We start from the raw sequence: 11,690 nt of genomic DNA, 5'->3' as shown, positions 1-11,690 counted from the left end.
CATGCCCCACCCGTCCCCGCAGCCGCAGCCGGACCACCAGCCGCCCCCGACACCGGACCACCAGCCGCCCCCGACACCGGACCCGCAGTCGCCCCCGACACCGGACCCGCAGGCGGACCCGCCCGCGCAGTCGTCCCCGGACCCCGGGCCGTCCCCCCGCCCCGCCGTCCGGCTCGACCGGATCGGCAAGCGGTACGCCGCCGGCACCTACGCCGTCCAGGGCATCACCCTGGACATCGCACCGGGGGAGTTCTTCTCCCTCCTCGGGCCCTCCGGCTGCGGCAAGACCACCCTGCTGCGGATGATCGGCGGTTTCGCCGACCCCACCGAAGGCAGCGTCCTGCTCGACGGCGAGGACGTCACCGGCCTCCCGCCCGACAAGCGCAACGTCAACACCGTCTTCCAGAGCTACGCCCTCTTCGACCACCTCTCGCTCGCCGACAACGTCGCCTTCGGCCTCAAACGCAAGGGGGTCGGCCGCGCGGAGATCCGCTCCCGGGTGGCCGAGATGCTCGATCTCGTCCAGCTCGGCGGGCTGGCCGGCCGCAAGCCGCCCACGCTCTCCGGCGGCCAGCGCCAGCGCGTGGCCCTGGCCCGGGCCCTGGTCAACCGCCCCCAGGTGCTGCTGCTCGACGAGCCCCTGGCGGCCCTCGATCTCAAGCTCCGCCGCCGGATGCAGGTCGAGCTCAAGCAGATCCAGCGCGAGGTCGGCATCACCTTCGTCTTCGTCACCCACGACCAGGACGAGGCCCTGACCATGTCGGACCGCGTCGCCGTCATGAACGAGGGACGCGTCGAGCAGTGCGGCACGCCCGAGGACGTGTACGAGCGCCCGACGAGCACCTTCACCGCCTCCTTCATGGGCACCTCCAACCTCGTCCCCGGCACCTACCGCACCGGCCGCGTCGTCCTCGACGGGGGCGCGGCCCTGCCCGTCGGCCTCCGGCCCGGCGTCCCCGACGGCAGCCGGGTCAGCCTCTCCATCCGCCCCGAGAAGATCTGGCTCTCCGACTTCGAACCCGACATGGCCAAGGTCGCCGGCGTCGTCCGCGAGACCGTCTACTCCGGGCCCACGACCACGTACCTCATCGAACTGGCCCCCGGCGTCACCGTGTCCGTCCTGGAGCAGAACACCTACCGCTCCCGCATGGAGGACCGGTGGTGCGGCGGCGAACGGGTCGAGATCGCCTGGAAGCCCGAGCACTGCCTGGTCCTCGACTGACCCGTCGCCCGCCTGTCCGCCCGTACGTCCGTACGTCCGTACGCCCGCATACGTACGGGCGGCCCGACCGAAGGAACACCCCTCCATGAACCACGACGTCATCGTGCTCGGCGCCGGACTCGCCGGGCTCGCCGCCGCACGTGACCTGGCCCGGGCCGGAGCCGACGTCCTCGTCGTCGAGGCCCGCGACCGGGTCGGCGGCCGCGTCGAGCAGACCGCGCTCCCCGACGGCCGCCCGGTCCAGCTCGGCGGCGAGGTGGTGGGCCGGGCCCACACCGCGTACACCGGCCTCGTCGCCGAACTGGGCCTCACCCTCGTCCCCAGCTACGTCGCCGAGCCCGGCGCCCTCACCCGCGCCACGCCCGAGTCCGTCTCCGACGACGACCCGCCCCCCTGGTTCGGCCCCGGCGACGAGACCCGCCACGCCACGACCGCCGCCGCCTTCGCCGCGCTCGCCCGGACCGTCGACCCGGACGACCCGTGGTCCCACCCCGACGCCACCGCCCTCGACCGGCTCTCCGTCGGCGACTGGCTGCGCTCGGAAGGGGCGACCCCGGCCGTCGTACGCCTCTGGGAGATCGGCCAACTCGCCCTCGCCGACGGCTCCTGCGAACGCACCTCCCTGCTCGCCGCCCTGCGCAAGCACGCCGTCGTACCCGGCCCCGTCCCCTACGACTACGAGGCGTGGGAGGGCCTGCGGGTGGCCGAGGGCTCGGCCACCGTCGCCCTCCGCCTGGCCGACGCCCTCGGCGCCCGGGTCCGCACCGGCGCGCCCGTGGACGCGGTCGCCGTACGACGGCCCGGCGGCTGCTCCGTACGCCTGGCCGGCGGGGAGACCCTCACCGCCGGCGCCGTCGTCAGCGCCCTGCCCGCCGGCCCGTTCCGCTCGGTCCGCGTCACCGGCGTCTCCGACGGGCGCCTCGCCTCGCTGCACCGCCAACGCCACGCGCTCGCCGCCAAGTTCGTCGCCGCGTACGACAAGCCGTTCTGGCGCGCCCAGGGCCGCAGCGGCCTCTCCGAATGCGAAGGGGTCGTCGGCAGCACCTGGCCGCAGAGCGAGGGCATCCTCTCCGCCCTCGTCCCGCCCGAACGCTACGGAGTCCTGCTCGGCACCCCCGACGCCCTGCGCGCCCCCGAACTCCTCGCCGACATCGCCCGCCTCTACGGCGACGAGGCCCACCGCCCGCTCGCCACCCACCTCCGGCTGTGGGGCACCGACCCGTGGACGCAGGGGTACGTCACCCAGTGGGCCCCCGGCGACGTCATGGCCGTCGGCCCCCGGCACGGCACCCACGAACCGCCCTTCTACGTCTGCGGATCCGACCAGTGGGTGGCCGGCTACATGGAAGGAGCCGTACGCACCGGACGCGCCGCGGCCCGGGAGGTGCTGCGCCATGGCTGACCCGGTCACCAACCACATCGGGGGAGCGGACCGCCCGGCCGCCTCGGGCGCGACGACGGAACTGGTCGACCCGGCCACCGGCCTCGTCCACGGCCACGCCCCGCGCTCCGGCCCGGCCGACACCGACGCCGCCTGCGCGGCGGCCGCCGCGGCCTACCCGCACTGGTCCACGACCACCCCCGCCACCCGGCAGCGGGCCCTGCTCGGCATCGCCGACGCCCTCGAAGCGCACGCCGACGCCCTGGCCGCCGCTGAGACCCGCGACACCGGCAAGCCGCCGGACCGCTTCCTCGCCGACGAACTGCCCGCCGTCGTCGACGCCGTCCGCTTCTTCGCCGGCGCCGCCCGCAACCTGCCGGGCGCCGCCGCGGCCGAGTACACCGAGGGCCGCACCTCGCTGCTGCGCCGCGAACCGGTCGGCGTCTGCGCCCAGATCACCCCCTGGAACTACCCCCTGATGATGGCGGCGTGGAAGATCGCCCCGGCGATCGCCGCCGGCAACACGACCGTCCTCAAGCCCGCCGACACCACGCCCTCCTCGGCCTCGCTCCTGGCCCGGATCGCGGCCGGGCACCTGCCGCCCGGCGTCCTCAACGTCGTCTGCGGCGACCGCGACACCGGCCGCGCCCTCACCACCCACCGGGACGTCGCCCTGATCGCGGTCACCGGCAGCGTCCGCGCGGGACAGGAGATCGCGGCCGCCGCCGCGGCCGGCCTCAAGCGCGTCCACCTCGAACTCGGCGGCAACGCCCCGGTCGTCGTCCACGCCGACACGGACGTCGACGCCACCGCGGACGCCCTCGCCGCGGTCGCCTTCTACAACGCCGGCCAGGACTGCACCGCGCCCACCCGGATCCTGGTGGACCGCCGGGTGCACGACGCCTTCCTCACGGCCTTCGCCGCCGCCGCGCGGAAGCACGGTATCGGCTTCGGCCCGCTCAACAGCGCCCGCCAGCTCGCCTCGGTACGGGGCCTGCTCGACCGGCTCCCGGCCCACGCCGAGATCGTCACCGGCGGGCAGCCGCTGCCCGGCCCCGGCTTCTTCCACGAAGCCACCGTCGTCGCCGGAGTGCGCCAGGACGACGAGATCGTCCAAGAGGAGATCTTCGGCCCCGTCGTCACCGTCCAGCCGTTCGGGGACGAGGCCGAGGCCCTCCGGCTCGCCAACGACGTCCGCTTCGGCCTGGCCGCGAGCGTCTGGACCGCCGACCACGCCCGCGCGATGCGCGCGACGCGGGCCCTGCACACCGGCATCGTGTGGGTGAACACCCACGGCACCACCGTCTCCGAGATGCCCCACGGCGGCGTCAAGCACTCCGGCTACGGCAGCGACCTCTCCCTGGCCGGGCTCCTGGACTACACCCAGGCCAAACACGTCATGCTGTGAGCCGCGCGGGGCCCGGGGTTTGGCGCGGATCCGGGGCTGGGCATCCCTCTCTACGGGAATGACCCTGACTCCGACCGGCGAGGTGCCCCAGATGCCCGACACGAGCCCGGAACCGATCGCGACCTTCTGCGGGAAGTGCGACTGCGGCTGCCCGCAGCTCTTCGTGGACGTCGACGCGCCCGACGACAAGCGGGTCCGCATCACCGACGACTTCGGGCAGCAGGTGCAGATGAGCGAGGAGCAGTTCACCGACCTCGTCGCCCAGGCCAAGGCGGGCGCCCTGGACCGCCTGACCACCGCCCCGGCCTGACCGACCACCGCCCGGGCCTGACCGGCCACCGCCCGGACCCCGGACCGCCCGGCCCGGGGTCACGGCGCGGTCAGGCGTCGTCCGCCCCGCGCCCCGCCGCCCCGGTCGCTTCCTCGAACACCCGCAGGATGCGCTCGGCGGCCAGCGTCGCCGTCAACTCGCCCGCGCGCACCCGCTGCTCGAGAGCCGGCGCCAGCGCGCGCACGGACGGATCGGCGTGCAGACGGCCGAGCAGTTCGTCCCTCACCATCGTCCAGGTCCAGTCGACCTGCTGGTCACGGCGGCGGGCGGCGAGGCTGCCGGTCCCGTCGAGCAGCGCCCGATGCTGTTCCAGGCGTTCCCAGACGGTGTCCAGACCGCTCGACTCGCGGGCGCTGCAGTGGAGGACGGGCGGAGTCCAGGCCGCGTCCCTGCCCTGCATCAGACGCAGCGCCCCCGCCAGTTCCCGGGCCGCCGCGCGCGCGTCCCGCTCGTGCGGGCCGTCCGCCTTGTTGACCGCCACGACGTCCGCCAGCTCCAGGACGCCCTTCTTGATGCCCTGGAGCTGATCGCCCGTCCGCGCGAGGGTGAGCAGCAGGAACGAGTCGACCATGTTGGCGACGGCGGTCTCGGACTGCCCCACCCCTACGGTCTCCACCAGCACCACGTCGTACCCCGCCGCCTCCATCACCAGGATCGACTCACGGGTCGCCTTGGCGACCCCGCCCAGCGTCCCGGCGGTGGGGGAGGGCCGGACGAAGGCCGCCGGGTCCACGGCGAGCCGCTCCATCCGCGTCTTGTCGCCCAGGATCGAACCCCCGGTACGGCTCGACGACGGATCGACGGCGAGAACGGCGACCCGATGGCCCAGACCGGTCAGCATCGTGCCGAACGCGTCGATGAACGTCGACTTCCCGACCCCCGGCACACCGCTGATCCCGATCCGCCGCGCCTTCCCGCTGTGCGGCAGCAGCTCGGTCAGCAACCGCTGCGCCAGCGCGCGGTGCTGGGGGCGGGTGGACTCGACGAGCGTGATGGCACGGGCCACGATCGCCCGCTTCCCGTCGAGGACACCCTTCACATACGCGTCGACGTCGATCACAGGTCGTGCCCGAGGCCGGCCGACAGCCGCCGTACCAGGTCGTGCGCCGCGTCCGGGATCACCGTCCCGGGCGGGAATACGGCCGCCGCGCCCATCTCCAGCAGCGTCGGCACGTCCTGCGGCGGGATCACCCCACCGACGACGATCATGATGTCCTCGCGCCCCTCCGCGGCGAGTTCCTCCCGCAGCGCCGGTACGAGCGTGAGGTGACCGGCCGCCAGCGACGACACCCCCACGATGTGCACGTCCGCCTCCACGGCCTGGCGCGCGACCTCGCCCGGGGTCTGGAACAGCGGGCCGACGTCCACGTCGAAGCCCAGGTCGGCGAAGGCGGTGGCGATCACCTTCTGGCCCCGGTCGTGGCCGTCCTGACCCATCTTGGCGACCAGGATGCGCGGACGGCGCCCCTCGGCCTCGGCGAAGGAGTCCACCAGGCCACGGGTGCGCTCGACGGACGGGGACTCACCGGCTTCGTTGCGGTACACACCCGAGATCGTACGGATCTGGCTCGCGTGCCGCCCGTACACCTTCTCCAGGGCGTCGGAGATCTCGCCGACCGTCGCCTTCGCGCGCGCCGCGCGCACCGCGAGCTCGAGCAGGTTGCCCTCGCCCCCGGCGGCCCGGGTCAGCGCGTCGAGCGCGTCCCGGCAGGCCGTCTCGTCGCGCTCCTCGCGCAGCCGCCGCAGCTTCGCGATCTGCTGGGAGCGCACGGAGGAGTTGTCGACCTTGAGCACGTCGATCTGCTCGTCGGTCTCCACCCGGTACTTGTTCACGCCGATCACCGGCTGGCGTCCGGAGTCGATCCGGGCCTGCGTCCGGGCCGCGGCCTCCTCCACACGCAGCTTCGGGATGCCCGCGTCGATGGCCTGCGCCATTCCGCCGGCCGCCTCCACCTCCTGGATGTGCTGCCAGGCCCGGCGCGCCAGGTCGTACGTCAGCTTCTCCACGTAGGCGCTGCCGCCCCACGGGTCGATCGTCCGGGTCGTGCCCGACTCCTGCTGGATCAGCAGCTGGGTGTTGCGGGCGATCCGCGCCGAGAAGTCGGTCGGCAGCGCCAGTGCCTCGTCGAGGGCGTTGGTGTGCAGCGACTGGGTGTGGCCCTGGGTGGCCGCCATCGCCTCGACACACGTACGCGTCACGTTGTTGAAGACGTCCTGCGCCGTCAGCGACCAGCCGGAGGTCTGCGAATGGGTGCGCAGCGACAGCGACTTGGCGTTCTTGGGGTCGAACTCCCGCACCAGCTTCGCCCACAGCAGGCGGGCCGCCCGCATCTTGGCGATCTCCATGAAGAAGTTCATGCCGATCGCCCAGAAGAAGGAGAGCCGCGGCGCGAACGCGTCCACGTCCAGACCCGCCTCGCGCCCGGCCCGGATGTACTCCACGCCGTCGGCGAGCGTGTACGCCAGCTCCAGGTCGGCCGTCGCCCCGGCCTCCTGGATGTGGTAGCCGGAGATCGAGATGGAGTTGTAGCGGGGCATCCGTTGCGAGGTGAAGGCGAAGATGTCGGAGATGATCCGCATCGACGGCTTCGGCGGATAGATGTACGTGTTGCGGACCATGAACTCCTTGAGGATGTCGTTCTGGATGGTCCCGGCCAGCTTCTCGGGCGGCACGCCCTGCTCCTCGGCCGCCACGATGTACAGCGCCAGCACCGGCAGCACGGCGCCGTTCATCGTCATCGACACGGTCATCTTGTCCAGCGGGATGCCGTCGAAGAGCTGCCGCATGTCGTAGATCGAGTCGATGGCCACCCCCGCCATGCCGACGTCGCCGGTCACCCGCGGGTGGTCGCTGTCGTATCCGCGGTGGGTCGGCAGGTCGAAGGCGACCGACAGGCCCTTCTGCCCGGCCGCCAGGTTGCGCCGGTAGAAGGCGTTGGACTCCTCGGCGGTGGAGAATCCCGCGTACTGCCGGATCGTCCAGGGCTGGTTGACGTACATCGTCGGGTACGGGCCGCGGAGGTACGGCGCCATGCCCGGGTAGGTGCCCAGGAAGTCCAGGCCCTCCAGGTCCCGACCGGTGTAGAGCGGCTTGACGGCGATGCCCTCCGGGGTCTCCCAGAGCAGGTCGTCACCGCCGGCCGCCTTCTTGACCGCCGTCCGCCAGTCGTCGGCGCTGCCGTGCGCGGCCGGGGTCCCCAGGTCGATCGCGGAGAAATCGGGGATGGACATCAGGAGACTCCCATGCGGTCGAGCGTGGCGGAGAGCACGGCGACGGCGTCACAGCCGGCGAAGACGTACGTGTCGGCGTCCGGATACGGTCCGGGGCGGCCCGCGAGGAACACGTGACCGGCCCCCGCCGCCCGCAGCTCCCCGGCGAGCGCCGCGGCCCCCTCCTCGTAGAGCGCGTCGCTGGAGCAGAGGCAGACCTCGGCCGCTCCGCTCTCCTCGAAGGTGCCTTCCGCGACGGCCTCGATGCCGCCCGCCTGGAAGAAGTTGGCGGCGAACGTGGCCCGCGCCGTGTGCGCGGCGGCGGGGCCGAGGGTGGCGAGGAAGACGCGGGGGCGGGCGCCCGTCGCGGCGAGGTGCGCGTCGGAGCGGGCGCGCAGCGCCTCGTACGCGTCGTCGCGCCGGACGCGGGGCAGCCCGCCGGACGGCGGGGCGGGCGCGGGCTCGCGGACGACGGGCTTCTCGGTCAGGTGCGGGAACTCGCTGACGCCGGTGACCGGTTCGCGGCGGGTGGCGAGCTTCGCGCCCCGGGCGGACCAGGTCGCGGCGAGGCGGTCCCGGACCATGCCGGACCGCAGCGCGGCCGCCTGCCCGCCCGCACGTTCGAGGGTGCGGAAGAACTCCCAGCCCACGTGGGCGAGTTCGTCCGTGAGGCGTTCGACGTACCAGGAGCCGCCCGCCGGGTCGATCACCCGGGACAGGTGCGACTCCTCGATCAGGATGGTCGAGGTGTTGCGGGCGATCCGGCGCGCGAAGGCGTCCGGCAGCCCGAGCGCGTGGTCGAAGGGGAGCACGGTGACCGCGTCGGCCCCGCCCACCCCGGCGGCCAGGGTCGCCACCGTCGTGCGCAGCATGTTCACCCACGGGTCGCGGCGGGTCATCATCACCGGCGAGGTCACGGCGTGCTGGATCTGCCCGCCCGCGCCGCTCGCCCCGCAGGCCTCCGCGACCCGGGCCCACAGCCGGCGCGCCGCCCGCAGCTTCGCGATGGTGAGGAACTGGTCGGCGGTGGCGGCGTAACGGAACTCCAGCTGGCCACAGGCCTGCTCGATGTCCAGGCCCGCGTCGGTCAGCTGCCGCAGATAGGCGACGCCGGTCGCCAGCGAGCAGCCGAGCTCCTCCGCGGCGGAACCGCCGGCCTCGTGGTACGGCAGGGCGTCGACGGTCAGCGCCCGCAGCCCCGGGTATTCCTCGGCGCACCGCCGGGCGAGCGCGGCGACCGGTGCGAAGCCGGACGACCGTCCCGTACGGGCTTCGAGGCCGAGGGGGTCGGCGCCCAGGGTGCCGCGCGCCGCCTCGGGGGCGACGCCACGGCGCTCGTACAGCCGCAGCAACTCCGCCGCGGCGTCCTCGGTCCGGTCGCCCGCGTCGAGGGCGACGGGCGCGAGGTCGAGGTAGACGCCGTCGAGGACCGTGTCGAGGGCCTCCGTCGGGATGCCGCCCTCGCCGACGACCAGCCAGAGCGAGGTGACGCCGTTCTCCAGGTCCCCCAGCACCGCCGCGCCGTCGGCGGCCGTGTGCCGTTGCCGTACGTCCCAGCCGCCGAGGGTGCCGCCCTCGGGGCGGCCGCCCCGCACGAACGGGGCGAACCCGGGGAAGCCGGCCTCGGGCGCGGCGTCGTCGGCCGCGTACAGCGGACGGACGCGAAGCCCGTCCTCCAGCGTGGTGGACAGGGCGTCCTCGGCTGCCGCGCCTTCGACGTCCTTGCCCGACTTGCGCAGGACGCCGGCCACCAGGCCCTGCCACTGCTCACGGGACGCGTCGGAGAAATCGGCGGCGAGGGCAAGCCCGTCGTCGGGAAGGACTGTCATGCTCGGATGCTAGGTCAGGGGAACAAAGGAGCAGCAGTCCGCACAGCTGTGACCTTGCCCTCTCCTGGACGCTCTTGAAGCTCCGGGCGGATCCGTTCTATATGAACGGGGCGGCGGGAGCGCCGTCAGCCGGCCGTCACCCGGCGCCCACCGGTCACTCGGCGCCGGCCGGAGCGGGCAGGTCGAGCGCCGGGTCGGGCAGGTCGAGCGCCGGTACGGGGCGGGGGCGCCCGTCGGCGTCGACGGCGACGAAGCTGAGACGGCCGGTGGCGACCTCGGCGGTCGGGCCGGAGGCGTTCCAGCGTTCGGCGGTGACACGGACCTCGGCGGTCATCGACGTGCGGCCGGCCCGGACGAGTTCGGCGTGGACGCTCAGCAGGTCGCCGGAGCGGACGGGGGCGAGGAAGGTCATCCGGTCGACCGACACGGTCACGGCGGGACCGTCCGCGTGGCGCCCGGCGGCCGCCGCGGCGGCGTCGTCGATGAGCTTCATCACGACCCCGCCGTGGATGGTCCCGTACAGGTTCGTGTCGTGCTCGCTCATGATGTGGGCGAGGGTCACCCGGGAATCGGCCGGGGTCTTGCGGACGGGGGACGGCAGGGTGGCGGCGTGGTCGGCCACGTCAACTCTCCTTCGCGAGTCGCGGCGGTCGGATCCGCGCGCACGGGGCCGGGGAGCCCGGAGGCCGGGTGCGCGGGCAACGGGCAGGTCTTCGGACTCGCGGGCGTGTCCACCGGTTCGACCGGCGGTCTCCTACTGGCCGTCGCTTCCCAGGCCCTTGCCGGGCCCAGTGCGTATGACGGCGGTCGTTCCCGCTCACCGCTGCGGGGCAGTCCCGGATTCCCACCGGGTTCCCTCTTACGACGCCTCCCGCCTGGCGGACGGGGCGAACCAGCTGCGCGCTCCAGACTACGTCCTGCGCGGCCCGTCAGTCCGTGGTCTCCGGGGCCGGCCGCGCGAAGTGCCGTGCGCCGGGCACCAGGCACGCGGCGGCCGGGACGAAGAAGCAGGCGGCGGCGCACGCCGCGAGGACGGGCGTGACGCCGAGGAGGCCGATGGCCGGGGCGATCAGGGCGAGACCGACCGGCGCCAGACCGTAGGAGACGAGGAAGTCCAGCGAGGAGACCCGGGCCAGCTTGTCCGGCGCGACCTCGCGCTGCGTGGCCGTGAACCAGGGCACGTTGAACAGCTCGATGCCGATCCCCGCGACGGCGTACGCGCCGACCACCACCGCGGGGTGGACCGGCAGCACCAGGCTGAGCGGGGCGAAGCCGTACGCCGCGAGGCCGGCGAAAGCGGCCCAGCCCTGGGACCGCGGCCGGACGCGGGCGATGAACAGGGCGCCGCCGAGCGCGCCGACGGTGTACGCGGTCATGGCCGCGGCGAGCACCCACTCGGTGCCGTAACGGTCCCGGCTGATCAGGGGGAGGGCGACGCTGGTGGCGGAGTAGCCGAGGGCGATGACGGCGACCAGGGCGGCGAGACCGGCGAGGAACCAGGGGTGGCGCCGGGCCTCGCGTATGCCCTCGACGAACTCGGCACGGAAGCCAGGGCGGTGCGGGGCGTCCGGTCCGGTGCGGGGCCCGGTGTGTCGGGCGGGGTCGGACGGGTGCGGGGTCGTGGGGGCGGGGGCCGCGGTCGTGGGGGCGGAGGTCGTGCTGCCGGCGGTGCCCCTGCCTCCCCTCGCCGGGACCAGCGCCGCGACCAGCCAGAGCAGCCCGATGCCCAGCAGCAGCGACGCGACGTCGAGGAAGGCCGCGAGCAGTGCGGTCAGCGCGGGCCCGGCGAGCGTGGCGGACCGGACGGCCATCGTCATGGCGGCGTTCGCCTGCTGACGGCGCTCCGGCTGGACGGTCTCGGCCGTGAGCGCCTGGAACGCCGGGCGGCAGGCGCCCTGTCCGGCGCCCGCGAGCGCCGCGGCGGCCGTCATCAGCACGAGGGAGTGCCCGAGGCCGGCCGCGAGGAGGGGCGAGGCGACCGCCGCCGCGAGGGCGGACCAGAAGACGACGGCGCGGCGCGCGTGCCGGTCGGCGAGCACGCCGCCGACGGCGACCGCGAGGAGGAACCCGGCGGTGCGGGCGGCGAGGACCAGGCCGAGCCCGGTGGCGCCCAGATCGCGGTGGAGGACGGCGAGCCCGAGGACGAAGGGCAGCGCCCAGGTCGCGAGACCGGAGGCGGTGGTGCCCGCCCAGAGGCGCAGGAAGGCGAGGTCGCGCAGGACCGAACGCGGCGGTGCGTCAGGGGACTTGGCCGCGGTGGCGGTGGATGGGGTGACCACGATGTGGGGTGCTCCTCGGCGAGGGGGGCG

The 11,690-nt window shown here is 74.3% G+C and carries 9 protein-coding genes and 1 riboswitch; of the genes, 4 read left to right on the top strand and 5 right to left on the bottom strand.

Annotation, left to right across the window (positions count from 1 at the left end; genetic code table 11):
• Position 1: 1 nt before the first annotated feature.
• The 4 genes from ACZ6RC_RS13980 (at position 2) to ACZ6RC_RS13965 (ending at position 4,321) form a co-directional block, all read left to right on the top strand.
• Complete coding sequence (locus ACZ6RC_RS13980; RefSeq protein ID WP_469582266.1) at positions 2-1,222, top strand: ABC transporter ATP-binding protein; 1,221 nt, start codon at positions 2-4, stop codon at positions 1,220-1,222.
• An 85-nt stretch (positions 1,223-1,307) separates the two neighbouring features.
• Positions 1,308-2,624 carry a flavin monoamine oxidase family protein gene (locus ACZ6RC_RS13975; RefSeq protein ID WP_469582263.1) on the top strand — a complete coding sequence of 439 codons (1,317 nt, stop codon included), beginning with the start codon at positions 1,308-1,310 and terminating at the stop codon, positions 2,622-2,624.
• A complete protein-coding gene (locus ACZ6RC_RS13970) occupies positions 2,617-4,011 on the top strand; it encodes an aldehyde dehydrogenase family protein (protein WP_469582258.1) in 1,395 nt (464 codons plus the stop codon). Before ACZ6RC_RS13975 ends, ACZ6RC_RS13970 begins: the two co-directional genes overlap by 8 nt.
• A 91-nt stretch (positions 4,012-4,102) precedes the next feature.
• Positions 4,103-4,321, top strand: coding sequence for a hypothetical protein (locus ACZ6RC_RS13965; RefSeq protein ID WP_469582255.1), 219 nt, complete (start codon positions 4,103-4,105; stop codon positions 4,319-4,321).
• A 70-nt stretch (positions 4,322-4,391) separates the two neighbouring features.
• Here the strand turns inward: ACZ6RC_RS13965 and meaB are convergent, their stop codons facing one another.
• From meaB to ACZ6RC_RS13940, 5 genes are all read right to left on the bottom strand, one after another.
• Positions 4,392-5,402 carry a methylmalonyl Co-A mutase-associated GTPase MeaB gene (meaB, locus tag ACZ6RC_RS13960; protein ID WP_469582251.1) on the bottom strand — a complete coding sequence of 337 codons (1,011 nt, stop codon included), beginning with the start codon at positions 5,400-5,402 and terminating at the stop codon, positions 4,392-4,394.
• Positions 5,399-7,573: a methylmalonyl-CoA mutase gene (scpA, locus tag ACZ6RC_RS13955; RefSeq protein ID WP_391142077.1), complete on the bottom strand. Its 2,175-nt coding sequence runs from the start codon at positions 7,571-7,573 to the stop codon at positions 5,399-5,401. Before scpA ends, meaB begins: the two co-directional genes overlap by 4 nt.
• On the bottom strand, positions 7,573-9,381 hold the full coding sequence (locus ACZ6RC_RS13950) for a methylmalonyl-CoA mutase family protein (RefSeq protein WP_469582247.1): 1,809 nt from the start codon (positions 9,379-9,381) through the stop codon (positions 7,573-7,575). The genes scpA and ACZ6RC_RS13950 overlap by 1 nt, the downstream gene beginning before the upstream one ends.
• A gap of 154 nt (positions 9,382-9,535) precedes the next feature.
• Complete coding sequence (locus ACZ6RC_RS13945; protein WP_469582245.1) at positions 9,536-10,003, bottom strand: acyl-CoA thioesterase; 468 nt, start codon at positions 10,001-10,003, stop codon at positions 9,536-9,538.
• Between the two features lie 65 nt (positions 10,004-10,068).
• Positions 10,069-10,293, bottom strand: a riboswitch (cobalamin riboswitch).
• 17 nt (positions 10,294-10,310) lie between these two features.
• Positions 10,311-11,660, bottom strand: a complete 1,350-nt coding sequence (locus ACZ6RC_RS13940; protein ID WP_469582242.1) for an MFS transporter — start codon at positions 11,658-11,660, stop codon at positions 10,311-10,313.
• Positions 11,661-11,690 lie beyond the last annotated feature (30 nt).

The organism is Streptomyces sp. NPDC048353 (genome assembly GCF_055587165.1).
Note: the sequence above shows the minus strand (reverse complement) of the source record. Positions and strands in the feature narration are given on the sequence as shown.